26 protein-coding genes are annotated in these 25,761 nt (G+C 69.5%); 13 read left to right on the forward strand and 13 right to left on the reverse strand.

The window, feature by feature from the left end; all coding sequences use genetic code 11:
• Positions 1-307 precede the first annotated feature (307 nt).
• The gene (locus tag OG219_RS03495; protein WP_266835989.1) at positions 308-1,684 is read right to left on the reverse strand and encodes an aldehyde dehydrogenase family protein; all 1,377 of its coding nucleotides are present in this window, start codon (positions 1,682-1,684) and stop codon (positions 308-310) included.
• A 133-nt stretch (positions 1,685-1,817) separates the two neighbouring features.
• Positions 1,818-2,264 (reverse strand): MarR family winged helix-turn-helix transcriptional regulator, encoded by a 447-nt coding sequence (locus OG219_RS03500; RefSeq protein ID WP_266822717.1) that lies wholly within the window; start codon positions 2,262-2,264, stop codon positions 1,818-1,820.
• A 125-nt stretch (positions 2,265-2,389) separates the two neighbouring features.
• Between OG219_RS03500 and OG219_RS03505 the strand changes: the two genes are divergently transcribed.
• From OG219_RS03505 to urtE, 6 genes are all read left to right on the forward strand, one after another.
• Complete coding sequence (locus OG219_RS03505) at positions 2,390-3,502, forward strand: substrate-binding domain-containing protein (RefSeq protein WP_266822719.1); 1,113 nt, start codon at positions 2,390-2,392, stop codon at positions 3,500-3,502.
• Positions 3,503-3,791: 289 nt separating this feature from the next.
• On the forward strand, positions 3,792-5,015 hold the full coding sequence (gene urtA / locus OG219_RS03510; RefSeq protein WP_266822721.1) for an urea ABC transporter substrate-binding protein: 1,224 nt from the start codon (positions 3,792-3,794) through the stop codon (positions 5,013-5,015).
• A 63-nt stretch (positions 5,016-5,078) separates the two neighbouring features.
• The gene (gene urtB, locus OG219_RS03515) at positions 5,079-5,975 is read left to right on the forward strand and encodes an urea ABC transporter permease subunit UrtB (protein WP_266822723.1); all 897 of its coding nucleotides are present in this window, start codon (positions 5,079-5,081) and stop codon (positions 5,973-5,975) included.
• Positions 5,972-7,120 carry an urea ABC transporter permease subunit UrtC gene (gene urtC / locus OG219_RS03520; RefSeq protein ID WP_266822725.1) on the forward strand — a complete coding sequence of 383 codons (1,149 nt, stop codon included), beginning with the start codon at positions 5,972-5,974 and terminating at the stop codon, positions 7,118-7,120. Before urtB ends, urtC begins: the two co-directional genes overlap by 4 nt.
• Positions 7,117-7,917, forward strand: a complete 801-nt coding sequence (gene urtD, locus OG219_RS03525) for an urea ABC transporter ATP-binding protein UrtD (RefSeq protein WP_266822727.1) — start codon at positions 7,117-7,119, stop codon at positions 7,915-7,917. The genes urtC and urtD overlap by 4 nt, the downstream gene beginning before the upstream one ends.
• Positions 7,918-7,926: 9 nt before the next feature.
• A complete protein-coding gene (urtE, locus tag OG219_RS03530; protein ID WP_266835990.1) occupies positions 7,927-8,619 on the forward strand; it encodes an urea ABC transporter ATP-binding subunit UrtE in 693 nt (230 codons plus the stop codon).
• Between the two features lie 38 nt (positions 8,620-8,657).
• Here the strand turns inward: urtE and OG219_RS03535 are convergent, their stop codons facing one another.
• Both OG219_RS03535 and OG219_RS03540 read right to left on the reverse strand, forming a co-directional pair.
• Positions 8,658-9,854, reverse strand: coding sequence for an RNA polymerase sigma factor (locus OG219_RS03535; protein WP_266822729.1), 1,197 nt, complete (start codon positions 9,852-9,854; stop codon positions 8,658-8,660).
• Entirely contained in the window at positions 9,854-10,207 is a 354-nt protein-coding gene (locus OG219_RS03540; protein ID WP_266822731.1) for a YciI family protein, read from the reverse strand. Before OG219_RS03540 ends, OG219_RS03535 begins: the two co-directional genes overlap by 1 nt.
• Before the next feature lie 98 nt (positions 10,208-10,305).
• Between OG219_RS03540 and OG219_RS03545 the strand changes: the two genes are divergently transcribed.
• On the forward strand, positions 10,306-11,370 hold the full coding sequence (locus OG219_RS03545) for an acyl-CoA dehydrogenase family protein (RefSeq protein WP_266822733.1): 1,065 nt from the start codon (positions 10,306-10,308) through the stop codon (positions 11,368-11,370).
• Here the strand turns inward: OG219_RS03545 and OG219_RS03550 are convergent.
• From OG219_RS03550 to OG219_RS48240, 5 genes are all read right to left on the reverse strand, one after another.
• Entirely contained in the window at positions 11,360-12,502 is a 1,143-nt protein-coding gene (locus OG219_RS03550; protein ID WP_266822735.1) for an LLM class flavin-dependent oxidoreductase, read from the reverse strand. The two genes, OG219_RS03545 and OG219_RS03550, sit on opposite strands and share 11 nt — an antisense overlap.
• 13 nt (positions 12,503-12,515) lie before the next feature.
• Entirely contained in the window at positions 12,516-13,700 is a 1,185-nt protein-coding gene (locus OG219_RS03555; RefSeq protein ID WP_266822737.1) for an SfnB family sulfur acquisition oxidoreductase, read from the reverse strand.
• Between the two features lie 4 nt (positions 13,701-13,704).
• Complete coding sequence (gene ssuE, locus OG219_RS03560) at positions 13,705-14,259, reverse strand: NADPH-dependent FMN reductase (protein WP_266822739.1); 555 nt, start codon at positions 14,257-14,259, stop codon at positions 13,705-13,707.
• Between the two features lie 35 nt (positions 14,260-14,294).
• Positions 14,295-15,455, reverse strand: coding sequence for a dimethylsulfone monooxygenase SfnG (gene sfnG / locus OG219_RS03565; RefSeq protein ID WP_266822741.1), 1,161 nt, complete (start codon positions 15,453-15,455; stop codon positions 14,295-14,297).
• Positions 15,456-15,631: 176 nt separating this feature from the next.
• A complete protein-coding gene (locus OG219_RS48240; RefSeq protein WP_353962412.1) occupies positions 15,632-15,715 on the reverse strand; it encodes a putative leader peptide in 84 nt (27 codons plus the stop codon).
• 137 nt (positions 15,716-15,852) lie between these two features.
• On the opposite strand from OG219_RS48240, the gene OG219_RS03570 reads away from it, so the two are divergent.
• Positions 15,853-16,788, forward strand: a complete 936-nt coding sequence (locus tag OG219_RS03570) for a LysR family transcriptional regulator (protein WP_266822743.1) — start codon at positions 15,853-15,855, stop codon at positions 16,786-16,788.
• Here OG219_RS03570 and OG219_RS03575 read toward each other — a convergent pair.
• A complete protein-coding gene (locus OG219_RS03575) occupies positions 16,763-17,203 on the reverse strand; it encodes a hydrolase (protein ID WP_266822745.1) in 441 nt (146 codons plus the stop codon). The genes OG219_RS03570 and OG219_RS03575 overlap by 26 nt on opposite strands.
• A gap of 245 nt (positions 17,204-17,448) precedes the next feature.
• Here OG219_RS03575 and OG219_RS03580 point away from each other — a divergent pair, with 245 nt between their 5' ends.
• Complete coding sequence (locus OG219_RS03580) at positions 17,449-19,704, forward strand: carbohydrate-binding protein (protein WP_266822747.1); 2,256 nt, start codon at positions 17,449-17,451, stop codon at positions 19,702-19,704.
• Positions 19,705-19,824: 120 nt separating this feature from the next.
• On the forward strand, positions 19,825-20,265 hold the full coding sequence (locus OG219_RS03585; RefSeq protein ID WP_266822749.1) for an SPW repeat protein: 441 nt from the start codon (positions 19,825-19,827) through the stop codon (positions 20,263-20,265).
• Positions 20,266-20,363: 98 nt separating this feature from the next.
• Here OG219_RS03585 and OG219_RS03590 read toward each other — a convergent pair whose 3' ends face one another.
• Complete coding sequence (locus OG219_RS03590) at positions 20,364-21,131, reverse strand: metalloregulator ArsR/SmtB family transcription factor (protein ID WP_266835991.1); 768 nt, start codon at positions 21,129-21,131, stop codon at positions 20,364-20,366.
• 137 nt (positions 21,132-21,268) lie between these two features.
• Here OG219_RS03590 and OG219_RS03595 point away from each other — a divergent pair, with 137 nt between their 5' ends.
• Positions 21,269-21,808: a hypothetical protein gene (locus OG219_RS03595; protein ID WP_266822751.1), complete on the forward strand. Its 540-nt coding sequence runs from the start codon at positions 21,269-21,271 to the stop codon at positions 21,806-21,808.
• Between the two features lie 43 nt (positions 21,809-21,851).
• On the opposite strand, the gene OG219_RS03600 is transcribed toward OG219_RS03595, so the two are convergent.
• Positions 21,852-23,294, reverse strand: coding sequence for a hydrolase (locus OG219_RS03600; protein WP_266822753.1), 1,443 nt, complete (start codon positions 23,292-23,294; stop codon positions 21,852-21,854).
• A 235-nt stretch (positions 23,295-23,529) separates the two neighbouring features.
• Between OG219_RS03600 and OG219_RS03605 the strand changes: the two genes are divergently transcribed.
• Together OG219_RS03605 and OG219_RS03610 are read left to right on the forward strand one after the other, a co-directional pair.
• Complete coding sequence (locus OG219_RS03605) at positions 23,530-23,817, forward strand: GlsB/YeaQ/YmgE family stress response membrane protein (protein ID WP_266822754.1); 288 nt, start codon at positions 23,530-23,532, stop codon at positions 23,815-23,817.
• Positions 23,818-23,969: 152 nt separating this feature from the next.
• Entirely contained in the window at positions 23,970-24,851 is an 882-nt protein-coding gene (locus OG219_RS03610; protein WP_266822756.1) for a GNAT family N-acetyltransferase, read from the forward strand.
• Positions 24,852-24,944: 93 nt separating this feature from the next.
• Here the strand turns inward: OG219_RS03610 and OG219_RS03615 are convergent, their stop codons facing one another.
• On the reverse strand, positions 24,945-25,739 hold the full coding sequence (locus OG219_RS03615) for a GNAT family N-acetyltransferase (RefSeq protein WP_266822758.1): 795 nt from the start codon (positions 25,737-25,739) through the stop codon (positions 24,945-24,947).
• Positions 25,740-25,761: the final 22 nt, after the last annotated feature.

Below are 25,761 nucleotides of genomic sequence, written 5' to 3' on the forward strand. Positions count from 1 at the left end.
GAGCACGGCCGCACCCGACCAAGAGCAAAGCGAAGCAGAGCCTTGGGCGCACGCGCCGGCCGAGCCGGCACGGCGTCGGGGGCGGCCGTGGTGGGGGGTGTGGAGGCACACTCAACCGCATTGGTCTGTACCAGTCAAGGTATAGACCAAGCCGAACTGACAACGTTGGCGGGTGAACTGCCGGGCATTCGGCGACAATTGAGCGGCGCGCCCGATACCGGCGCATTCCATGACACCCGGTGCACCTGAACAGCACGGTGGCCCGGGCCGGTTCAGAACCGGCCCGGGCCACCGCCCGCCTCCCGCGTCAGCCGAGCGGCTTCTCCAGCACCGCCTTGCGGTGGCTGAACGTCTCGATCGAGTAGCGGCCGTGATAGCTGCCCATGCCGCTCTCACCGACCCCGCCGAACGGGAGGTCGGAGACGGTCAGATGGGCGAGCGGCAGGCCGAAGCCCAGGCCGCCGGACGAGGTTTCGGCGGCGAGCCGCTGCCGGGTGGCGTCCGAGTCGGTGAAGACGTACAGGGCCAGCGGCTTGTCGCGGTCGTTGATGAACCCGATGGCCTCGTCGAGGTCCGCCGCCGTGACGATCGGGAGGATCGGGCCGAAGATCTCCTCCGCCATGACGGGCGACTTGGGGTCGACGTCGGCGAGGACGGTCGGCGCGATGTACTTGACGGCGCGGTCGCTGTCGCCGCCGGTGACCGTACGGCCGGAGCCTAGCAGCGAGCTGAGCCGGTCGAAGTGCCGCTCGTTGACGATCCGCCCGAACTCGGTGGACGTCTTCGGCTCGGCGCCGAAGACCGCTTCGACGGCCCGGGTGAGCTCGGGCTCAAGAGCGCGGGCGGTCTCGGGGTCGGTCAGGACGTAGTCGGGTGCGACACAGGTCTGCCCGGCGTTGAGGAACTTGCCGCGGACCAGGCGGTCGGCGACGACGGACAGGTCGGTGCCACGGTCGACGAACGCCGGGGACTTGCCGCCCAGTTCGAGGGCGACGGGGGTGAGGTGCTCCGCCGCTGCGCGCATCACGATGCGGCCGACCGTGCCGTTGCCGGTGTAGAAGATGTGGTCGAAGCGCTCGGCCAGCAGGGCCGTGGTCTCAGGGATGGCACCCTCGACTACGGCGACCGCGTCGGTGTCGAGGTACTGGGGCAGCAGCCTGGCAAGGACGGCGGACGTGGCGGGGGCCAGCTCGCTGGGCTTGGCGACCACCGCGTTGCCCGCGGCGAGCGCGCCGAGCAGCGGGGTGAGCAGGAGCTGCACCGGGTAGTTCCAGGGGGCGATGACCAGGACTACACCCAGGGGGTCGTACTGCGTCCAGGCGCTCGCGTCGCCGCCGAGGTGCGCCGGGACCGGGGCGGACTCGGGGCGCAGCCAGGTGTCGAGGTGGTCCAGGGTGTGGTCGATCTCGCGCACGGTGAAGTCGATCTCGGTGCGGAAGGCCTCCGTGGAGCTCTTGCCGAGGTCCGCGTGGAGGGCGGCGGCGATGTCCTCGCCGTGCGTGGTGAGCAGCTCGCGCAGTCGGCGCAGCTGGGTCGTACGCCATTCGACGGGCTTGGTGCGACCGGAGCGGAAGGTCGCGCGCAGCCGGGAGACGACGTCGGCGGGCTGTTCGGGGGTTGAGTGGTTCACGGTGCCTCGCTGGTCGGGCGCGGACGGGTGGAGCGGCCGCGCGACGTACTCGATAGCTGGATGCAGAGCGGGATGTTCAGCTGGATGTATATACCAACCTTTCAGGTGCCCAAATAAATTCCGGGCAAGCAAAAGCACTCTCCGCGAGATCAGCCTTACAGAGAGTTCCCCTTGATTGCGGAAGGTGTCAGAGGGTGGTGTCGGCGCCCGCTCCGTCGAGCGCGTCGGTGAGGCGCCCCAGCAGGGCACGCAGCAGCTCGTCGTCGCCGTCGCTCAGCACCGGCCACCGGGCGCGGACCTCACGGTCGAGGCGCCGCCAGTACGCCTGGCCGCGCGGGGTCAGGTAGGCGAGGATGCGGCGCCGGTCGAGCGGGTCGACGCGGCGGTGGACCAGGTTCTGGTCGACGAGGTGGTCGACGAGTTTGGTCAGCGTCGGGGGCGGCAGGAAGGCGGCCTCGGCTATCGCCGTCATGTGATGCCCCTCGCCGTCGGAGAGCAGGGCGAGCACCCGCCAGGCGTCGAGCGAGCAGCCGTCCTCGTCGAGGACGCTCTGGAGCCGGCGCGCGGCCAGCCGCTCGGCCCGCGTCAGGAGGTGCGCCAGATCCTGGGGCTGACGCGGAGTTGGCGTGGGCATCCTGCTCCCTAGGGTCTGTCCGGCGGATCATGCCGGAGACGCGGGGTCCGGCACGCACATCTGCGGGGCTGTACATGGTATGAGACGGACTGGAGTTCACCGGGCGGACCCGAAATCATGACGTCATGTTCCGGCCCGATCCGCCTTCGCCCGACTGGTTCACGGCAGACGACTCCGTGCTCCGGGTGGCGCTCGTGTTCCCGATGCAGGGATCGGCGGGGATCTTCGGACCGACCTGCGAACTGTGCGCACAGCTGGCCGCGGAGGAGGTCAACCGCGCGGGCGGCGTCCTCGGCAGGGAGCTGCGGCTGCTGCCCGTCGACGGCGGCAGCGGACCGCGCGAAGTCGCCGACCACGTCGAGGCGTTGGTGGACCTGGGGGTCGTGCAGGGCGTCACGGGCTGGCACATCTCCTCGGTGCGGCAGGCGCTGGCGCCGAGGATCGCGCATCGGGTGCCGTACGTCTACACCGCGCTGTACGAGGGCGGCGAGAACACCGCGGGCGTGTTCCTCACCAGCGAGACACCGCGCGATCAACTGCGGCCCGCGATGGGGCTGTTGGCCCATGAGCGCGGGGTGCGGCGCTGGTTCGTCGTGGGCAACGACTACGTGTGGCCCCGCCGTACGGCACGGGCCGCGCACGCCTTCGCCCGGGAGGCGGGCGGCAGGATCCAGGGAGAGGTCTATCTCCCCCTGGGCACACATGACTTCGACGCGGTGCTGCGCCGGATCGAGCGGTCGGACGCCGACGGCGTGCTCATGCTGCTCGTCGGCAGCGACGCGGTCCGCTTCAACCGGGCGTTCGCCGCGGCGGGCCTCGACGCGCGCTGTCTGCGGCTGAGCACGCTGATGGACGAGAACATGCTGATGGCCAGCGGGCCGACGGCCACCGTGGACCTCTACAGCACCGCCGGGTTCTTCGCCTCGCTGGCGAACCAGGACACCCTCGACTTCCACGGCCAGTACGCCGGGCGGTTCGGCATCGAGGCACCGGCCCTGGGAAGCCTCGGTGAATCCTGTTACGAGGGCGTGCTGTTGCTGGCCGCGCTCATCGGCCGGGCCAGGACGCTCGACGTGTCGGCGATCGGAGCGGCGGCCGAGAAGGTGTCGTACGAGGGCCCGCGCGGCCTGCTCCATCTGCGGGGCGGTCATGTCCGCCAACGCATCTATCTGGCACGGGCGGACGGTGTCGGCTTCGACGTGGTCGCCCAGCTCGACCTTCACGGTTCCCACCCTTGACATGACCGCGCTCCCGCCAAGATACTTCCCACAGGAAGTAACTAGAATGCCTCGGGCGAATTGTGAATTCAGGTGACGAATTCCGCCCCGGGCATTTTTTGTTGCCCCAGGATTTCCCCGCGATCACTGCATGAGAGCGGGAAGATACCGCCGGGAAAGTATCGCGAAACACCTTGGAAACAGGGTCACTTGAGGCTGTGGACCGCACTTCAGGAGGTTGTCTCCTCCACAGCCCGAGGGGGTTCTTTTGTCCAGCGGTTCCAGCGGTTCCAATATTCTCCGACGCCGGGTGGTGGCCGGCGCCGCCGCACTCGCGGCCGTCGTCGCACTCTCCGCGTGCGGCGCGAAGACCGACGCGGGCGGTACGTCCGACAAGGCCGCGCAGGCGGACGTCAGCGGTGACACCGTCAAGGTCGGACTGCTCAACTCGCTGTCCGGCACGATGGCGATCAGCGAGGTGACCGTGCGCGACTCGCTGAAGCTGGCGATCGACGAGATCAACGCCTCGGGCGGTGTGCTCGGCAAGCAGATCAAGCCGATCAGCGAGGACGGCGCCTCCGACTGGCCGACGTTCGCCGAGAAGGCGCAGAAGCTGATCTCGGAGGACCGGGTCGCTGCCACCTTCGGCTGCTGGACCTCCGCGAGCCGCAAGGCCGTCAAGCCGGTCTTCGAGAAGAACAAGTCGCTGCTGTTCTACCCCGTGCAGTACGAGGGACTTGAGGAGTCCCCGTACATCTTCTACACGGGCGCGACCACCAACCAGCAGATCATCCCGGCGCTCGACTACCTCAAGAGCCAGGGCAAGAAGAAGATCTACCTGGTCGGCAGCGACTACGTCTTCCCGCGCACCGCCAACAAGGAGATCAAGGCGTACGCCAAGGCCAACGGCATGACGGTGCTCGGCGAGGACTACGCGCCGCTGGGCTCCACCGAGTTCAGCACGATCGCCAACAAGGTGAAGGCGTCGAAGGCGGACGCGGTCTTCAACACCCTCAACGGCGACTCGAACGTGGCCTTCTTCAAGGAGTACAAGTCCGCGGGCCTGACCGCCAAGGGCATGCCGGTGGTCTCGGTGTCGATCGCCGAGGAAGAGGTCAAGTCGATCGGAGCGCAGTACCTGGCGGGCCAGTTGACGGCCTGGAACTACTACCAGACCACTCCGGGCGCCGCGAACACCAAGTTCGTGAAGGCGTACAAGGACAAGTACGGCCAGGACAAGCCGACCAGCGACCCGATGGAGGCCGCGTACACCTCGGTCTATCTGTGGAAGGCCATGGTCGAGAAGGCCAAGTCGTTCGACCCCGAGAAGGTCAAGGCGGCCTCGGACGGCATCACCTTCGACGCACCCGAGGGCAAGGTCACGGTCGACGGCGCCAGCCAGCACATCTACAAGACCGCCCGTATCGGCAAGATCGGCGAGGACGGGCTGATCGAGCAGGTCTGGGACTCCGGCAAGCCGATCAAGCCGGACCCCTACCTCAAGGGTTACGACTGGGCCGCCGGCCTCTCCTGATCACCCGCGCGCGGGGGCCCAACGCGTTGCGGCCCCCGCGTCCCGCCTCCCCGGAGTCGCCGCATGACCGTGATCCTCGGGCAGATGTTCACCGGCATCAGCATCGGTGCCGTTCTGCTGCTCATCGCGCTCGGCCTCTCGCTCACCTTCGGCCAGATGAATGTCATCAACATGGCCCACGGCGAGTTCATCATGGCCGGCGCCTACACCACGTACGTGCTCCAGAAGTCCATTTCCAGCGCAGGGATTTCGCTCCTCGTCGCGCTGCCCGTCGCCTTTCTCGTGTCGGGGGCACTCGGCGCCCTCCTTGAATGGCTGCTGATTCGCCGCCTTTACCTCCGGCCACTCGACACGCTTCTCGTCACATGGGGCGTCTCATTGATGCTCCAGCAACTCGCCCGCGACATTTTCGGCGCACCCAATGTGCAGACCCGCGCGCCCGATGTTCTCACCGGGAACATCACCGTCATCGGCGGCGACGACCCGCTCACCTTCGCCAACAGCCGCCTGTTCATTCTGGGGCTGGCCGTCGCGGCGGTCGTCGCGCTGTCGCTGACGCTGCGTCTGACGCCGCTGGGGCGGCGGATCCGTGCCGTCGTGCAGAACCGGGACCTGGCCGAGGTGTCCGGCATCTCCACCGGCCGTGTCGACCGCACCGCGTTCTTCATCGGATCCGGGCTCGCCGGGGTGGCCGGGGTGGCGCTGACGCTGGTCGGTCCGATCGGGCCCACGATGGGCACCAACGTGATCATCGACGCCTTCCTCGTGATCGTCGTCGGCGGCATCGGACAGCTCAAGGGCAGCGTGATCGTCGCCTTCGTGCTGGGCGTGCTGCAGTCCGTCCTGGAGTACTCCACCACCGTCAGCGTCGCGAAGGTGCTGGTCCTCGTGGCCATCGTCGCGTTCCTCCAGTGGCGGCCCCAGGGGCTGTACACGCTGCGTACGAGGAGTCTCGTATGACCACCACTCCCCCGGCTTCGAAACAACTCGGCGGCCTCAAGGGCCGGTTCACCGCCGTGCGCCCCGCGGCCGGCTTCGCCGCCGGTGCCGTGGTGCTCTTCGCCGTGGCTCCGCTCGCGCTGTCCGACTTCCGGCTCGGGCTGCTCGCCAAGTACCTGTGCACCGCGATCGTCGCGGTCGGCATCTGCCTGGCGTGGGGCCGCGGCGGGCTGCTGACGCTCGGGCAGGGCGTCTTCTTCGGGCTCGGCGGCTACGCCATGGCGATGCACCTGAAGATCGCGGACGCGGGACCCGGCAACCTCCCCGACTTCATGCAGCTGTACGGAACCGCCACCGAACTCCCCTGGTGGTGGCAGCCGTTCGCCAATCCGCTCTTCGCGCTCGCGGCGACCGTGCTGCTGCCGATGGCCGTCGCGGCGATCCTCGGTTCGTTCATCTTCCGGCGCCGGGTGAAGGGCGCGTACTTCGCGATCCTCAGCCAGGCCCTCGCCGCCGCCTTCGCCATCTGGCTGATCGGCCAGCAGGCCACCACCGGCGGCACCAACGGACTCACCGACATCCAGGGCTTCTTCGGCTACGACCTCGACGACCCGGTCAACCAGCGGATGGTGTACTTCATCATCGCCGCGGTCCTGCTCCTCCTGATCGCCCTGGCCCGCCAGCTGATCCACAGCCGTTACGGCGAACTCCTCGTCGCCGTACGGGACTCCGAGGAGCGCGTTCGTTTCCTCGGATACAACCCGGCGAACGTGAAGCTCGTCGCGTACGTCGTGGCGGCGGGCATGGCCGGACTCGCGGGCGCGCTGTTCGTACCCGCGGTCGGGATCATCTCCCCCGCGCTGATCGGGATCGTGCCGTCCATCGAGCTGGTCATCGGCGCCGCGGTGGGCGGCAGGGCGAGTCTGGTGGGCGCTGTACTCGGCGCGGTCGGTGTCGCCTGGGCCAAGACGGCGCTGTCGGAGGAGTTCCCCGCGGCCTGGACCTACTTCCAAGGGCTGCTGTTCATCGTGGCCCTTGCGTTCCTGCCGGGCGGACTCGCGTCACTGGTGGGGATCGTCCGGCGGCGGCGCAGGTCCTCCCGGCCGGCCGACGAGCAGGGGATCGACGAGAAGGCGCCCGCCCTTCCAGTGGGAGAAGCGGTATGAGTGAGCTCTCAGGTCTTGAGATACGACAACTGCGCGTGTCCTTCGACGGTTTCACCGCCGTCGACGGAGTGGACCTCGATGTGCGCCCGGGCGATCTGCGGTTCCTCATCGGGCCGAACGGCGCGGGCAAGACGACTCTCGTCGACGCCGTTACCGGGCTGGTGAAGGCGGAGGGTTCGGTGCGCTTCGGGGGCGAGGACATCCTCGGGCGCAGCGTGCACCGGATCGCCCGCTCGGGGATCGGCCGGACCTTCCAGACCGCCACCGTCTTCGACGAGTTGACGGTGCTTCAGAATCTGGACATCGCGGCGGGCGCGGGCCGGGGCGTACTGACGATGCTGCGCCGCCGCAAGGGCGTGCCGGAGCCCGTCGCCCGCGCGCTGGAGACGGTGGGCCTCACCGAGCTCGCCGACAGCCCGGCGGGAACCCTGGCCCACGGTCAGAAGCAGTGGCTGGAGATCGGCATGCTGCTCGTCCAGGACGTACGGCTGCTGCTGCTCGACGAACCGGTGGCGGGTATGAGCCACGACGAACGGCAGGCCACCGGCGAGCTGTTGGAGCTGATCAGCCAGGAGCGGACCGTCGTCGTCATCGAGCACGACATGGACTTCATGCGCTCCTTCGCCCGCAGCGTCAGTGTGCTGCACGCGGGCAAGGTGCTGAGCGAGGGGACGGTGGCCGAGGTGCAGGCGGATCCGAAGGTGCAGGAGGTGTATCTCGGGCACAAGGCTGAGACGCCGGACGCGGAGTCCCCTATGGGCGAGGCCGCCGCGGGCGTCGCCGTACAGGAGGCGTGAGCGGACATGATGCTGGAGATCGACAACGTACGCGTCGGCTACCACCGCAGTTCCGTCCTGCACGGGGTCTACGTCGAAGTCCCGCACGACGGTGTGGCCGCCGTGCTGGGACACAACGGCGCCGGAAAGAGCACCCTCCTGCGAACCGCCGTCGGACTGCTCACCCCGCAGAGCGGCACCGTCCGTCTCGACGGCGAGGACATCACCCGCCGCAAGCCCCATGAGCGAGTGGCCCGCGGCATGGCCTACGTTCCGCAGGGGCAGCAGGCCTTCCCGCACCTCACGACCGCGGAGAACCTCCAGCTGGTCGCCGACGGGCGGGCGCGCGGCAAGGAGGCGATCGCCGAGGCGCTGGACCTGTTCCCGGCGCTCCGGGCCCTCTCGGGCCGGCGCGCCGGGCTGCTCTCGGGCGGCCAGCGGCAGCAACTCGCCATCGCCCGCGCACTGGTGACGGACCCTCGGCTCCTCCTCCTCGACGAGCCCACCGAGGGCATCCAGCCCTCCGTGGTGACCGAGATCGAGGAGACGATCCTCGCCCTCGCCGCTCGCGGCGGGCTCTCAGTCCTCCTGGTCGAGCAGCACGTCGGCTTCGCGATGCGGGCGGCGCAGCGGTACTACGTCCTGGAGGCCGGGCGGGTCACGTCCTCGGGCGAGGGCGGGCAGGAGGCGGAACGGTCGGTGCGGGAGGCGCTCAGCGTGTGAGGGTGCGGGCTCAGGTTCGTGTGTGTGACCGCGCGGGCTCAGGTTCGTACGAGCGCCGCCCGGCTTCGTTCGAGGTACGCGCGCTCCGCCGCGTTCTCGGTGAGCGCGATGGCCGCGTCGTACGCCCGCACGGCCTCGGTGTGACGGCCGAGCCGGCGCAGCAGGTCCGCCCGTACGGCGTGGAAGGCGTGGTAGTCGTCCAGGTCGAGTGCGTCGACGAGGGCCAGCGCCGGCTTCGGCCCCTCGACCTCGGCGACGGCGACGGCCCGGTTGAGGGCGACCACCGGACTCGGGGTGAGCGCGGCCAGCTGGTCGTACAGCTGGAGGATCTGGCCCCAGTCGGTGGCGGCCGCGGTCGGGGCATCGCTGTGCACGGCGTTGATCGCGGCCTGGATCTGGTACGGGCCCGGCCGATTGCGCCGCAGGCAGGCGCGGACGAGGGACTGGCCCTCGGCGACCAGGGCCCCGTCCCACAGGGAGCGTTCCTGGTCTGAGAGGAGGACCAGCTCGCCGTCCGGTGTCGTACGGGCGGGCCGTCGGGCCTCGATCAGGAGCATCAGGGCGAGCAGGCCGACGGCCTCGGGCTCGTCCGGCATGAGTTCGGCCAGGAGACGGCCGAGGCGCAGCGCCTCCGTGCAGAGTTCCGCCCGGCCGCCGTACCCCTCGTTGAAGATGAGGTAGACGACCGCCAGCACTCCCCTCACCCGGTCCGGGAGGTCGGCGTCGCGCGGGATGCGGTACGGGATGCGTGCGTCGCGGATCTTGGCCTTGGCCCTGACCAGGCGCTGGGCCATGGTGGGCTCGGGTACGAGGAAGGCGCGCGCGATCTGCGGGGTGGTGAGACCGCCGAGCAGTCGCAGGGTAAGGGCCACCTGCGCCTGGGTGGCGAGCGCCGGGTGGCAGCAGGTGAAGATCAGGCGGAGCCGGTCGTCGCGCACGGGGCCCTCCTCGGCCGGTTCGTCCTGCGCGTACAGCTGGGCCGCCTCGGCGTGCCTGGCCTCGCGCGAGGACTCGCGACGCAGCCGGTCGATGGCCCGGTTGCGGGCGGTGGTGATGATCCACCCGGCGGGGCTCGGCGGCACGCCCGACTCCGGCCACGTCCGCAGGGCCGTGGCGAACGCGTCCTGAACCGCTTCCTCGGCGAGGTCGATGTCGCCGAGGAAGCGGACGAGGACGGCGACCGAGCGGCCGTACTCCGCGCGGAAGACGGCCTCGATGCCGGCGTTCGGGGTCATCAGTTGTCGGCTTCGCCCATGAAGGGCCGCACCTCGATGGGGAGTGTGGTCGCCAGCGTCGCCTTGCGGCCCCATTCGAGTGCCGCGTCGAGGTCGGGTGCCTTGATCAGGCAGATCCCGCCGAGGTACTCCTTGCTCTCGGTGTAGGGACCGTCGGTGATCAGTACGTCGCCGTCCTTGGCCCGCAGCACGGTGGCCGTCTCCGGGCCGTGCAGTCCTCCGGCGAACACCCAGGCACCCGCCTCGCGCAGCTCCGCGTGGAAGACCTCGAGGTTGTGCATGATCTCCTTCAGGACCTCGGGCGCGGGCGGCTCGCCGACCGGCTGCATCACGCTCAACAGGTAGTGCTTCATGAGATGTCCTCCTCGGTCGTGTACCGCTTCTCACTGCCTACACGAACGGGAGACGGCCGGATCGACACCGGACACCACGACACCGGGAGATTTTTTCGATGACCACGGCACCGCACCCCCTCGTCACCCGCGCCCGTCGCCTCGCCGCCGAGGTACTGGCACCTCAGGCGGAGCGCGTGGACCAGGAGGGCGTGTCCGCGAGCAGCATCGAGGCGATCAAGGGGTCGGGGCTGCTCGGAGTGGGTGCGCCGGTGGCGTACGGCGGGTCGGCGGCGCCCGCCGCGGTGGCCCGGGAGACCGCCGAGATCCTGGCCGGGGCGTGCTGCTCGACGTGGTTCGTGCAGACCCAGCACCACACACCGGTGCAGACCCTGGCCAAGAGCGAACTCTCGGTGCGGGAGCGGTTGTTGGGGCCGCTTGCGAGCGGGGAGCTGTTGTCCGGGGTGGCGTACGCCCAGCTGCGCGCCCATCCGCGCGTCCCGGTCCGGGTCACGCGCGAGCGCGGTGGCTGGCGCTTCGACGGGACGGTGCCCTGGTACACGGGCTGGGGCCTCAACGACGTCATGCTGCTGGCCGGAGTCACGGACGCGGACGAGGCGCTGTTCGCGTTCACCGAGGCGCGCGAGCAGCCCGGCCTGCGCCCCTCGTCCCCGATGCGGCTCGCCGCACTCACGGCCTCCCGGACGGTCTCCCTGGAGCTGGACGGCCTGTGGCTGCCCGAGGACGCGGTGGCCCTGCGTACCCCGTACGAGACCTGGGCCGCGACCGACCGCCCGAAGAACACCAACGCCTCACCGGCCGTCTTCGGCATCACCGCCTCCGCACTCGACCTGCTGGCCGCGGCCGACGGCGACCCCGCCGCGAAGGAGACGGCGGATGCGTTGCGCACCCGCCTGGACGAGGTCAGGCGGCAGGCGTACGAGCTGGCCGACCACCCGGTGCCGACCGAACGCATCGCGGAGCGGCTGGCGGTGAAGACGCGGGCGTACGACGTCATGCGCGCGGCCACGACCGCGGCCGTCGTGGCCGGTGGCGGGCGGTCCATCGACCTGAGCAGCCCCGCGCAGCGGCTGGCGCGCGAGGGGATGTTCCTGCTGGTGCAGGGACAGACCGCCGAGGTGCGCACGGCACACCTCGGTTCGCTCGGCCGGCTCACCTCGTGAAGGGCACCTGTGCGGCTGGAGCGGCCGGTTTCGCGAACGGGTGCTGCCACAAGCCCTGTGCTGCGAGACGCGGCAGGACGCCCTCGCCGAACCAGTACGCCTCCTCCAGGTGCGGATAGCCGGAGAACACGAACTCGTCGATGCCGAGGCGATGGTACTCGGCGATGCGCTCGGCGACCTCGTCGTGGCTGCCGACCAGGGCCGTGCCCGCGCCGCCGCGGACCAGCCCGATCCCGGCCCAGAGGTTCGGGTGGATCTCCAGGCCGTCGCGGCTGCCGCCGTGCAGCGCGAGCATGCGCTGCTGCCCCTCGGACTCGCTGCGCGCGAGCCCGGCCTGTACGGACTTCACGGTCTCCGGGTCGAAGCCGTCGAGGAGCTTGTGGGCCTCGGCCCAGGCCTGCTCGGAGGTGTCCCGGGTGATGACGTGCAGCCGGATCCCGAAGCGGACGCTCCGGCCCTCCTTCGCGGCGAGCCCGCGTACCCACGCGATCTTCTCGGCGACCTGGGCGGGCGGCTCGCCCCAGGTGAGGTAGACGTCCACGTGACGGGCGGCGATCTCACCGGCGATGGGTGACGAGCCACCGAAGTAGATCTCGGGGACCGGGTCGGGCACACGGGCGAGCTTGGCGTCCTCGACCTGTAGGTGTTCACCGGAGAGGTCGACGGTCTTGCCGTCCCACAAGTCCCGGACGATCTCCAGGAATTCGCCGGTACGGCGGTATCGGGCGTCCTTGTCGAGGAAGTCGCCGTAGGCGCGCTGCTCGTGGCTCTCGCCGCCGGTGACCACGTTCAGCAGCAGCCGTCCGCCGGTCTGCCGCTGGAAGGTGGAGGCCATCTGCGCGGCGAGCGTGGGCGAGACGAAGCCGGGCCTGAAGGCGACCAGGAACTTGAGCCGTTCGGTGTTCTGGCTGACCATCGCGGTGGTCAGCCAGGCATCCTCGCACCAGGCGCCGGTGGGCGTGAGCGCGCCGACGAAACCCAGGTCCTCGGCCGCGCGGGCGATCTGGCTCAGATAGGCGACCGTCGGCGGCCGGTCCCGTCCCGAGACGGTGGCCGGGGTGCCGTGGCCACCGCCGACGACGTGGCGGCTGTCGCCGTTGGTGGGGAGGAACCAGTGGAAGGTGAGGGACACGTGGGTCTCCGTTTCAGAGCAGGCCGTGCCGGGGCGGCTTCGTGCCGTTGAGTACGTAGCGGCCGATGTGCTGGATCTTCCAGCGGGCCGGGTCGTGCAGGGTGTGGGTCCGGGCGTCGCGCCAATGGCGGTGCAGGTTGAGGGAGTTGAGGGCGGAGCGGGTGCCGGACACCTCGAAGAGGGCGCTCGCGACCTCCACGGCGGTGGCCGCGGCGTGCACCTTCGCGGCGGCGACCGCGATCGACGCCTCGGCGGCCGAATCCTCGGTGAGGTCTTCGCGGGCCGCGTCGACCGCTCGGGCCGCCGCGCCGAGCAGCGCCTCCGACGCCCTCACCTGGATGGCGAGTTCACCGAAGCGCTGGATGAGCAGCGGGTCCTCGGCCGCGGTGTCGACGCCGCTCTCGAACCAGGGCCGGCTCTTGGTGCGGACGAACCCGACAGCCTCTCCGAGTGCGCCCGCGGCGATCCCGGCGTCGATGGCGGCGTGCAGCAACTGTGCGACGGCGCCGTGGAGTTGCGGCCCCTGGAAGGTGAGGTGGTGCGGGACGACCCGGTCGGCGGGGACGGACACGGCTTCGAGGCGGACGGTGCCGCTGGCCGTCGTACGCTGCCCCATGCCGTCCCAGTCGTCGACGACCGTGACTCCGCTCGCGTCCCGTGGGACGTACGCGACATGCAGGTTGTCGTCCTCGGCTCGGGCGAGGACGGGGATCCAGTCGGCGAAGAGCGCGCCGGTGGAGTAGTGCTTGACGCCGGTGAGCAGGTACGAGCCGTCCGGCCGGGGTTCCAGTCGGGTGCGGATGTCCTGGACGTGTTTGGTGCCCGCCTCCGACTGGGCGTTGCCGAAGCGGCGACCTGCCAGCACCTCGCCGAAGAAGAACTCCCGCTGTCGCCAGGTGCCCTGACGGCGTATCACGTTCACATACACGAAGTGGTTCTGCGGAATCTGGGCAAGGCTGGCATCGGCCGAGGCCAGCAGCCGGAAGATCTCCGCGAGGGTCTCCTGGCGTACGTCCGCGCCGCCGTGCTCGGCGGGCACGGTGACGGCGAGCAGTCCGGAGGCGGAGAGCCGCTCCAACTCCGTGCCTGGGAGCCTCCGTTCGGCGTCCCGCGCCGGGGCACCGGCGCGGAACTCCTCGGCGAGCGCGGCGGCGACGGCCAGGGCCTCGACGTCGTCGGCGATCACTTTGGCGGTCACGGTGTCAGACCGCCGCGGCCAGCAGGGGTGTGCGGCCGAGCGCGGCCGAGAACTGGTCGACCACCTGGGCCAGGGCCTCGGCGGTGCCCGGCGCGACGGTGATGCTGCCGTCCTCCCCCGTGGTGATGTCCTTGTCGAGGGTGAACCAGCCCTGGACTATGTGCGCGGCGCCCATGGAGTTGAGGACGGGGCGGAGCGCGTAGTCGAGGGCGAGGACATGCGCCGTGCTGCCTCCGGTCACCAGCGGCAGCACGGCCTTCCCCGTGAGGGCGTACTGCGGGAGCAGGTCGAGGAGGGCCTTGAGGACGCCCGAGTAGGCGGCCTTGTAGACGGGGGTGCCGATGACGACGCCGTCGGCGCGGGCGAAGAGTTCGGTCGCCTCGACGATGGCGGGGTGCTTGAAGTCGGCGCCGAGCAGGGCCTCGGCCGGGATGGTGCGGACGTCGAGCGGGATCACCTCGTGGCCTTGGGCGGCCAGCCGGGCGTCCAGGTGGCGCAGGAGTTTGGCGGTGCGGGAGGAGACGGAGGGGCTGCCGGAGACGGACAGGACGGTGGCCATGGGCTCTCTTTCTGCGCGACGGGAGACGGTGGTGGTCAGGCGTGAGCGGCCACGGACTCGGTGTACGACTGGGGCAGTTGGGCTTCCAGTTCGCGTACGAGGGGCAGCACCCGGCGGCCGAAGTAGTCGACCTCCTCGTGGTAGTGCAGGAAGCCGAGGAGGAGAAGGTCGACGCCGAGACGCTTGTAGGCGACGATCCGCTCGGCGATCTGCTCCGGGGTGCCGATCAGCCCCGTACGGAAGCCGTCGTTGTACTGCACGAGGTCCTCGAAGCTGGAGTCCTGCCACATGCCCTTGCCGTCGGCGGTGGACTGGCCGGCCTGCTTCACGGCGGCGCCGAAGCCCTCGACGGCCTCGCTGTCGGCCTGGGCGACGATCTCACGGAGGGTGTCGCGGGCCTCGGCCTCGGTGTCGCGGGCGATCAGGAAGGCGTTGAGGCCGAACTTCGGTGCCTTGCGCCGGACTTCGGTCGCGGCCTTGTGGACGTCGGCGATCTGCTCGGTGACGCCGTCGAAGTCCTTGCCGTTGGAGAAGTACCAGTCGGAGACCCGCCCCGCCATGGCGCGGGCGGCGGTGGAGTTGCCGCCCTGGAAGATCTCCGGGTGCGGGCGCTCGGGGGTGTTGAGGGGCTTGGGCTTGAGGGAGAAGTCCCTCAACCGGTAGAAGTCTCCGGCGAGTTCGGTGTGGTCCTCGGTCCAGATCTGGCGCAGGGCGCGGATGAACTCCTCGGAGCGGCGATAGCGCTCGTCGTGTTCCAGCCAGGGTTCGCCTAGGGCGGTGAACTCGCCCTTGAACCAGCCGCTGACGACGTTGACCGCGAAGCGGCCGTTCGACAAGTGGTCGGCGGTGGCGCCGAGTTTGGCGAGGACGCCCGGGTGCCACAGGCCCGGGTGGACGGCGGCGATGACCTTCAGGCGCTGGGTGGCGAGGAGCAGGGCGAGGCTGAAGCTGGTCGACTCGTGCTGGTACTCGGCGCCGTAGCTGGCCATGTAGCGGACCTGGCTGAGCGCGTAGTCGAAGCCGTTGTTCTCGGCGAGGACGGCGAGTTCACGGTTGTAGTCGTAACCCCAGTCGGTGCGCTGCTCGATCCTGCTGGTGACCAGGCCACCGCTGACGTTGGGCACCCAGTAGGCGAATTTGACGGGTTCGGTCGCGGTGTCTGTGGGGGTGTCAGGTGCGGATTCTGTTTCGGGCACGGAGAACTCCCGCTGTTCGATACGAAGGCATGACGAACTACAAGCCCGGCTTTCCCATGGGAATGCGGGCGGTGAAACGGGTGCGGTGGGTGCCGGAAAGCACAGAAAGGCGCCGTGCGGGAGATTTCACCGGTGGGCGGATGGTCCGTGCGAAGGGGACCCTACCGTCGGGATCGTCAGACTTCGCGACAACAGAAGGAGCTGGAGACACGCGCGAGGTCGACATGGCGTCGCCGCGTGAGGTCCAGTCGCATCTTCATGTCGTCGATCGTCGCAGCCCCCCGTCCGGACCGTCAAGGAACAGCCGACCGGTCTCGCATCCCGGACCGGCGAATTTCACGAAGGTGTGACAGGGAAACCCTTGAACGCGCTAATCCGGCGACCGCATTCTGCTGCGGTGCGAATAGAGCAGCTGGAATACATCGCGGCGGTCACCCGGCTCGGCTCGTTGCGCCGGGCCGCCGAGGAACTGCACCTCTCCCAGCCCGCGCTCAGCGAGACCGTACGCAATCTGGAGCGCGAACTCGGCGTCGACCTGCTGGAGCGCAAGCGGACCGGCGCGAGGATGAGCGCCGAGGGGCGGGACCTGCTGCCGCACATCATCAATGTGCTGGACGCGGTGGACCGGCTGCGGGGCGCGGCGGGCGAACAGCACCGCGTCAGCCGTATGGTCCGCGTCGGCACGGTGAACGCGGCGACCGTGCCGTTGCTCATCCCCACGGTCCGCGAGTTCCGCGCGACGCATCCGCTGACGCAGGTGGAGGTGGTCGGCGCACAGCAGTCGGACATCCACCGGGCGCTGTCGGAGGGCGGCTTCGACCTCGGCCTGGTGAACCATCTCGACGGCGACGACCTGCCCGCCGACTTCGAGACCACCGAACTGCTGCGCGGACGCCCGGTGTTGTGCGTACGGCCGGACAGTCCCCTCGCTTCGCTGGACACGGTCTCTGCGTCCGACCTCCTCGACGAGCACGAGCCGCTGATCGCCATGCGCACCGGATACGTCATGCACCGCTACGTCCACCGGCTCCTGGAGGGCCACGCCCCGGCCTTCTCGTACTCCACCGACGGCGCCGAGATGGGCAAGCTGATGGTCGCCGAAGGGTTGGGCGCGACGGTCCTGCCCGACTTCAGCGTGATCGGCGACCCGCTGGAGCGGCGCGGCGCGATCACCTACCGCCCGCTCGACGACGACTCCACGCAGGTGGTGCTGATGCTGCAGCGCCGCAGGGCGGACTCCGTGCCCCGGGCGGCGGACGACCTGCACGAGGCGTTCGTACGAAGGGCCGGCGAGCTGGGCGGGCGGCTCACGCCCGCCGCAGGACCCGCTTGAAGCCGATGAGCGTGCGATACCGGTCGCGGGTGGCGAAGTCCGCCATGCCCCACATGGCCGGAAGCCCCACCTCGGCGCAGAGGTGCAGCACCCGGCCCTCCCCCACGACCACGCCGACGTGCGCGCCCCAGGCGTCGTCGGTGGCGTTGAAGAGGACCAGGTCCAACGGCCGGGCGTGCGCGACCCGTTCGGTGAGTGCGGTGTCGTCCCACAGGTCGCTCGACCGCCAGCCTGGGAGGGTCAACGAGCAGTGCCGGAGTACCTCGTAGGCGAAGAGCTGGCAGTTGGCGCCCTCGGCAAGGCCCGGTTTCTCGGTGACCGCCCGGGAGCCGGGAAAGCGCCTGCCGACATACGGCGTCCCCCAGATCCCTTCGGGCAACCGCGCCAGCCGCTCGTCCTCACTCGGCTCCCACACCTCGGCCTCCGTATGTCGTAACTCCGTTGCAGCAGTGCCCGCTTTACCAGGACGACTTTCTTCAAGCCTTGACTTAACACCAAGGATATTGCTTGGATCTGCCGCATCGGTGGGGCGGGAGGGAGTTGTCGTGGTGACTGTCGCCCCGTCAGAACGCATGCATGCACCCCTCTGGCGGCGGAACGATCGCCCGCCTCCCGTTCAGCACAGCGCCAACCCCCTCGCCCCCGAGCCCAGGAGCAGCTGTGAGACGCACTCTCACCGCGATCGCGGCCATCGCCGTCACGACACTGTCCACACTGGTCGGCACGGGTCCGGCCGCACCTGCGGACCGAGCCGCCGACGGGTCGGCCAAGACCGGCCAGGTCGTGACCGGCACCTACTCGACCGGCGGTGCGCAAGCGTGGCAGCCGCTGCCAAGTGTCCGGACAGGGACTGATTCCGGCGGCTCCGTCGATGCCACCGTGGTCGTCGACCCCAGCGCCGCGCGGCAGGAATACACGGGTATCGGCTTCTCCCTGGACGAGACCAGCGTGTCCAACTTGTGGAAGCTCACTCCTGCCAAGCGCGAGGAAGCCATCCGGCTCCTTGTCGACCCCAAGACCGGCGCGGGCCTGGACCGTTTCCGGCTGACCATCGGCAGCCCCGATCTCATCGAGCACCTCCCGTTCTGGTCGGAGGACGACCTGCCCGCCGGTGTCACCGAGGACTTCGGTCTGAAGTACTTCTCCATCCAGCGGGACATCGACCTGCACATCATCGACACGATCAAGCTCATCCAGCGCTACAACCCCAAGGCCACCTTCTTCGCGTCGGCGTGGAGCGCACCGGCGTGGATGAAGACGAACAACCGGTTCACCGGTGAGGTCGCGCTCAAGCCCGGGAGCACCACGGACTACTACCAGGTCGGCAAGTTGCGGGACGACTGCATCGACGTGTTCGCGCGGTACTACGTCAAGTTCGTCCAGGCGTACGCCAAGAAGGGCATCGACGTCGACGCGCTGACCCTGCTGAACGAGCCGGGCATGGACGTCGTCTACCCGGCCATGGACATCAGTGTCGAGCAGCAGCAGAAGCTGACCCTGGCGATCAAGCGCGAGTTCAAGAAGGCGCGGCTCAGTACCGAGCTGTATGTGCACGACTTCAACTTCTGGGACTGGCGCGACCCCAACAGCACGGCGACCAAGAACTACTACCGCATCTTCGAGGACGCCCCGGACGGCTCGGTGAGCGGCGAGCAGGTCCGCGACGCGTCTGACGCCATCGCCTTCCACCCCTATTGGGGCGACCCGAGCGTCATGCGCGACGCCTATGAAGAGACGGGAAAGCCGGTCCATCTCACGGAGACGAGCGACCTGTCGCCCTCGACCGTCCTCAACGACTTCCGCCTCGACGCCGGTTCCTACATCCTCTGGGCCCAGGCCACCGACCAGGACGGCGGGACACTGCACTGGACGCCCTCCCGCGACAACGACATCGACTGGGACGAGGTCGCGGCGACCACCAAGTGGCCGGACCGGCTGGTGAAGGTGAACACGCTCACGAAGGACTTCACCGTCCGCGACGAGTTGTACACCATCGGGCAGTTCTCCAAGTATCTCTCCCCGGGTGACGTGCGCCTCGAGTCCAGCGCCGCGGAGCACGGTGTCAGCAACGTGGTCTACCGCTCCAAGAACGGGACCTTCACCGCGGTCCTCGGCAACAGCGCCGCCACCGACAGCGAGGTCCGGGTGGTTGTCGCCGGCCAGACGTTCGTGGTGACCGTTCCGGCGGGCTCCTTCGCCACCTACCGGTGGAAGGGCAAGGTTCCGACGGGCTCCCGCAACCACGCCCCGGTCTTCGAGCAGGCGGCCGATGTCGTCGCCGACCAGTACAGCACCGTGAACCTGCAGTTGAAGGCCACCGACCGGGACAGGGACCGGCTGGCCTACTACGCCACCGAACTGCCGGGCGGCGTCACCCTCGACCCGGCGACCGGCCTGGTCACGATCCGTCCGACCGCCGCCGGCGAGCAGGACCTGACCTTCTACGCCACCGACGGCAGGGCGCACGACGAGGTGACCGTCCATCTCACCGTGCAGCCGCACGCGGCCCCCGTGGGCGAGAAGATCGAGGCCGAGTCCTACGCCGACCAGCAGGGCTGGCCCGCGGACGGCAGCAACTTCATCGAGAACAACCCCGCCGCCAGTGGCGGCAAGAACGTGGGCTGGACGGCCGCGGGCAACTGGCTCGCGTACCGCGTCGATGTGCCTCAGACAGGCTCCTACGATCTTGAACTGCGCGTTGCCAACGGCACGGACACCACCGCGGCGAACGCCGTGTCGCTGCGCGACGACAGCGGCACCACGCTGGCGACGGCCTCGGTGCCGGCCACGGGTGGCTGGGGTACCTACCAGTCGGTGCACGTACCCGTCGACCTCCGGGCGGGGGAACAAACGGTCACCGTCTACTGCGAAACCGGTGGCTTCAACCTCGACTACCTACTCGTCTCCGGCACCTGACACCTCCCGCTACACATAAAGAAGAAATAAGCGCACAATGAGAGGTACGTGGCACTTACCGCATACCGCACCAGAGGCGGCAGGGCCACAGAGATCGAAAGAGCTCGAAGGAGACGAGTCATGGCCAACGTCTCGCACCCCAGAGGTGACATAAGCAGCCACCCCGACGTAAACGAAATGCGGGACCGGTATGCCCGCATGGTCGGCGGCCGCGATGTGGCGCTCGTGGACGGGCCGGTGTTCCTGCTCGGCCTGTACTGCGCCGTGTCCCCGTGGATACTCCACTACACGACAAGCCAGCCCGCCCTCGTGACGCACAACCTCGTCATCGGCATCGCGATAGCCCTGCTGGCCCTCGGATTCACCATCACGCCGGAGAGGATGTACGGCCTGAGCTGGGCCATCTGCGCGATGGGCACCTGGATGATCATCTCGCCGTGGATCGTCGGCACCAGCCCGGACACCGGAGTCGTACTCAACAGCATCATCATCGGCGCACTGGCCGTGGTGCTGGGGGCGATGTGCGCGGTCACGGCGAGGGGCAGCACGCCTCGGGCGTAGCCACAAGGAAGCGACAGCGAATCTCGGAAGGGAAGCCGACGTGTGGCCGGCCCGCTCAGCGCGGGCCGGCCTTTCCATGCCCCTTCGACGTCGACACGTCAGCCGTTCGGCACCAGCCACGGCTCCTGAGGCAGCGGGCTGCCGGTCTCGAGCAGGGACTTCAGGTTGGACAGCACCGCGGGCCAACCGGAGCTCACGTCGTTCAGGGCGCCCTCGTCGGTGAGGTCCTCGTGGGTCACGGTCAGCCGGACGATGTCGGCGTGCGGCTGGATGTCGTAGGTGACCCTGGAGTACTTGTCCTCCTGGCCCTCGTCCTCGGGTGCGGCCCAGGTGGCCACGAGACGGGTCGGACGCTCGCTCTCCACGACGGTGCCCACCACGTCGGCGATGCCGGAGCCGTCCGTGCGCCGGTGTTCCCAGCGGGAGCCGGGCTGCCAGTCGGAGACGTTGCTGTGGCCCCAGTACGCGGCGGTGAGGTCCGCGTCGGTGAGCGCGTCCCAGACCTTCTCGGGCGTGCTCCGAATGTAGGTGACGTACACGAAGGTCGGCTTGTCGGTCATGGCTTCCTCGGCTCGTCGCTTGATTGCGCTGAGCGCGCGCAGCCGCGGGCGCTCGAACTTGTCGATCCACCGCTCCTGGACCTCGTGGAGCGGCACCGGATTGAGGTAGTGCAGCTTCTCCCGCCCCCGCCGCACCGTGCTGACCAGGTTGGCGGCCTCCAGGACCGCCAGATGCTGCGCCACCGACTGCCGTCTCATGTCGATGCGCTCGCACAGGTCACCCAGCGTCTGGCCGTTGTGCTCGTGCAGCCGGTCGAGCAGCCGCCTCCGCGTCTCGTCGGCCAGCGCCTTGAAGACCTGGTCCAAGCCCGGGTCGGTTTCTGATCGCACACTCAAAGTTATGCAGGCAATTGCCTGCATGTCAAGCGCCACCCACGGGAGGGGCGTACGCGACCGGACGTACATCGATCGCCCGGAGCGCCCCGGGCTGGCACGCTTCTTGCATGGACCAACCGGAGGTACTGCTCATCGGCGGGCGCGCGGGCGTCGGCAAGTCCACGGTGGGCTGGGAGGTTTCGGCGCGGCTGAGGGACGCGGAGGTCGCTCACGCCGTGATCGAGGGCGACTTCATGGGGTACGTGCATCCGGCGCCGGACGGCGACCCGCACCGCGCCGGGGTCACCGAGCGGAACCTCCGGGCGGTGTGGGGGAACTTCGCCGAACTCGGCTACCGGCGTCTCGTCTACACCAACACCGTGAGCGTGCTGGCCGAGTCGGCGAGTCTGTTCGAGCGGGCGATGGGAAGCGACGTACGGATCTTCCGCGTGCTGCTGACCGCCACCGACGACACCACGGCCCGGCGGCTCAAGGGGCGGGAGCTCGGCTCCGAGCTGGAGCGCGAGATGGCGAACAGTGCCCACAAGGCGCGGCTGCTGGACGAGCGGGTGCCTCCGGACACCCTGCGGGTGGCGACCGACGACCGCACGGTGATGGACATCGCGCATGAGGTCGTGGCCGCCACCGGGTGGCTGCGCACCGGATGAAGCGGGCGGGCCCTGATTCAGGACCCGCCCCCTCCGCGTCCGATCAGCTCACGTTCAGGGCCGTGTCGTCGATGACGAACGACGTCTGGAGCGTGGAGCCTTCGATGCCGGTGAACTTGACGGTGACCGTCTGCCCGGCATAACCGGCGAGATTGAACGTGCGCTGGGTGTACCCCGTCGCGGCGTTCAGATTCGAGTACGTGGCCAGGGTCGCCAGGACCGTGCCGCTGCTGTTGAGGACCTGGGCCTTGAGGGTGTCGTACGCGGTGCTGGTGGTCGTCTCGGCCGTGTCCACGTGGAGGTAGAAGCTCAGGGTGGCCGCGCAGCCGGAGGGGATGGTCACCGACTGGGAGAGCGTGTCGGTGTGGGCCGCGCCGTAGCCGTTCAGCCAGGCCTTGTAGGAGCCGGTGCGGGCCGCCTGACCGGTGTCGGTGGTGATCACTCCGCTGCTGGCGGTCCAGGACGAACTGCCGGACTCGAAGCCGGGGTTGGCGAGCAGCTGCGCGGCTGTGCAGGTGCCGCCACCCCCGCCGCCTCCGCCGTCGCCGGTCCCCGCGAGCCACTCGGTGGCGTTCAGGGCGAGGGCGGCGTTCGTACCGGCGGTGTCGTTCCAGCCGTCGTACAGCGTGTTGCCCGACTGGCCGGTGCCGTCGTCGATGGGCGAGCTGTCGCCCCAGAACGCGACCCGGCCGCTACCGAAGGTGCTGGTGGCGAAGAAGGCTCCGGTGTTGCCGGAGTAACCGCTGCGGTAGAGCAGGCCCTTGACCCCGGAGTTGGCGGTGGGGCTCAGCGTGGCCGTCGTACCGCTGCGGATGATGCTGCCGGTGACCTTGCCGAAGGAGCCGTTCAGGACCGGGTCGGTCGTACTGGAGATGGCCCTCGGGTTCTCGGTGCCGACGTTGAGCGTGTCGACGGTGAAGCCGAACGGGTTCGTGCTGTCGACGCTATTGTTGGACATCAGGTCGTTGATGACCTCGACCGCGTCCTCGCCGTCGTTGTTGCGGTCGGCTCCGGTGTGGTCGGAGACGAGGAAGAGGCCGCCGCCGTTCTGCACGAACTTCATCACCGCGGTCTTCTCAGCGGTGCTCAGCAGGACGTTCGGCTCGGGCAGGACGAACGTGTCGAAGTTCTGCAGGTCCGTCGCGGCCGTGGTGCCGTACGTGATGGTGCTGCCCGAAGGGAGCGTCTTCAGCGAGTAGTTGCCGGTCTTCTGCAGGGCGACGCCCCACGCGGAGATCGCTCCGGTCCAGTCGGTCTCGGCCGACGGCGTGGAGTCCTGGCCCAGCGGGTCCGGCTGGCTGGTGCCGATGATCCAGTCGGCGTTGCCGGCGGTCTCGGCCTTGGTGTTGTCGAACAGGATCCGGTGCGGGGTCGCCGCGGCGGCCGGGGTGGCGGTGGTCATCTGGACGGCGGCGCCGGTGAGGAGCAGCCCGAACGCGGCCAGCGCCGTGGTGAGTCTGTGGCGGGATCTTCTGAATCCGAACATCCGGCAAACCTCCGTGAGGGGTGGAAGAGGCGGTGCGGGGCGCCAAGTCTGCGCGCGTAGAACGGGAGTTGGCCGTCTTCCGGGCGACAGATTCTTGAACGGTACATGACGAAAGCGGCGCCGGACAGGAGGTCGCCGGAGTGGGCGTACCGCAGTCGCACGCGGCGGAGCGGACTGCCTCCGCCTTCAGGGGGCACACGGATACCTACGAGGGAACCGACAAAGAGGGGCGGAGATGGAGATCTCAGGCATCATCAGTGCCATCGTCATCGGCATCATCATTGGCGTACTGGGCAGGCTCGTCGTCCCGGGACGCCAGCGCATCGGCATCCTGCTGACGATCGTCGTCGGCATCGTGGCCGCGCTGGTCGGCGCCGCGGTCGCCGACGCGTTCGACGTGGCCGACACCAACGGCGTCGACTGGATCGAGTGGCTCATCCAGATCGGCCTGGCCGCGGTGGGCGTCGCGGCGCTCGACCGCTCGCGCGGTGGACGGTCGCGGCGGACACGGGCGCGCCGCTGACAGGCGGGGCAGCGCGAGTCCTCGCGCCGCCGCCCAGGGTCTGTCCACCGGCCCGATCCGCCGGTCAGGCCCTAATTCTCTTGCGGGTCACACTCCGTGGCGGCTAGGTTCTGCGGGTTTCACCGCACCCGCCCTGTCGCCACGGAGAGACCTTGCCGCCACGCATCACACCGCTGACCGATCCCGAGACCAACCCGTCGAGCCGGCGCCTGGCGTGGCTGGCCTCCGACGCCGACGGAGTCCCGCTCGGCTCCGCCTTCCTGCGGCTGTTCACGAAGGAGGGGCAGGAGCATCTCGCGGAGCTCGAGATCACCGTCCATCCGGGCGAGCGCCGGCAAGGAGTGGGCGGTCTCCTTCTGGAAGCCGCCGTCGACACGGCGCGGAACGAGGAGCGGCGGTCGCTCCTCGCGCAGGCCGAGGACGCCTCCCCCGGCGACCTGTTCCTGGCCGCGCGCGGCTTCCGCCGGGTGCTGGCGCTGACGTACGCGAGGCTGCCGCTCGCCGACGTGGATCCCGCCCGGATCGCCGAGCTCACCCAACGCCCGCACCCTGGCTACGAGTTGACGAACTGGGACGGCGCCGTACCGGCCGAACTGGCGCAGACCTTCGCCAATTCGCGGCGGGCCATGGACGACATGCCGATGGAGGGGACCGACTACGGGACGGTCGCCTGGGACGTGGACCGGGTCCTGTCGGCGGCCGAAGCCATCGCGAAGCGCGGGGAGTTGCTCCACACCGTCGCCGCCGTGGACCGCTCGGACGGCTCGATCGCCGGATTCTCCGAGCTGGTCGTGCCGGGCGACGGCCGCGGTGAGGGCCAGCACTACGGCACCGGCGTACTGCCCGAGCACCGAGGCCACGGCCTGGGGCTCTGGATGAAGGCGGAGTCGATCCGCCACGCCCGCCTCCGGCATCCCGAACTCGCCGGCCTGCTCACCGACACCGCCGACAGCAACGCGCCCATGCTCCGTATCAATGACGCGCTCGGCTATCTGCCCACGCACAAGGCGGTGGAGTACCAGCTCGACCTGTGACGGCTGCGCCGCCGGCGCCATGCGTCGCGGTCCGTCGGACAGATCGTCCCGGCCCCGCTCGCGGGGGCCGGGAGGTGGCACCGGGTGGCCGACCTAGGCGGACCCGGTCCCGGCCGGTGTGTACTCGTACGGTGTCGTCGTGGTCAGCGGCTGGAAGCCCAGGCGGGCGAGGACGGGGCGGCTCTGGCTGGAGGCGTCGACCTGGACGTAGCGGTAGCCGCGGTCGGCGGCGACGCGGGCGCGGTGTGCGACGAGGGCTCGGTAGATGCCCCGGCCGCGCCAGGCCTCGACGGTGCCGCCGCCCCACAGGCCGGCGAACCGGGCGCCGGGCAGGAGTTCCATACGGGCAGCGCTGACCGGGACGTCACCGGCGAGTGCCACCACCGCGACGACCGTGTCCTCGTCGCCGGTGAGCTGGGCGAGCAGCTGGTGGCGCAGCCGGGTGCCGTCCGTACCGAAGGCCTGCTCGTGCACGTCGGCCACCAGGTCGACACCCGCCCGGTCGGTGACGGGAAGCAGGCGTACGCCCTCGGGCGGCTCGGCGTCCAGCACGAGATCGCCCAGCTCGGCGATCATGAGTGTCTCCTCGGGCTGGGCGGTGAGCCCGGCGTCCCGCAGCCGCTGACCGAGATCCTCGGGCTGGTCATGTCCGTAGAGCTTCCATTCGAACTCTCGCCCAAGGCCGGTGAAGTACCGGATCTGCTCGGCGATCACCTCGTCCGCGATGGCCTCGTCCAGGTCCGACCAGGTCACCCCGCTCCAGCCGCGCTCGGTGCCGACCTGACGCACCACCTTGCCGACGTGCTCGATCCGGGCACCCGGGGCGTCGGGCCGCGCCCCCTCTCGCATGTCCCGGTCGAACAGGGCCAATACCGCAACGTGATCCATGGGATCACTCCAGCACCCTGCG

The organism is Streptomyces sp. NBC_00038 (assembly GCF_026343635.1).
Taxonomy (GTDB): Bacteria; Actinomycetota; Actinomycetes; order Streptomycetales; family Streptomycetaceae; genus Streptomyces.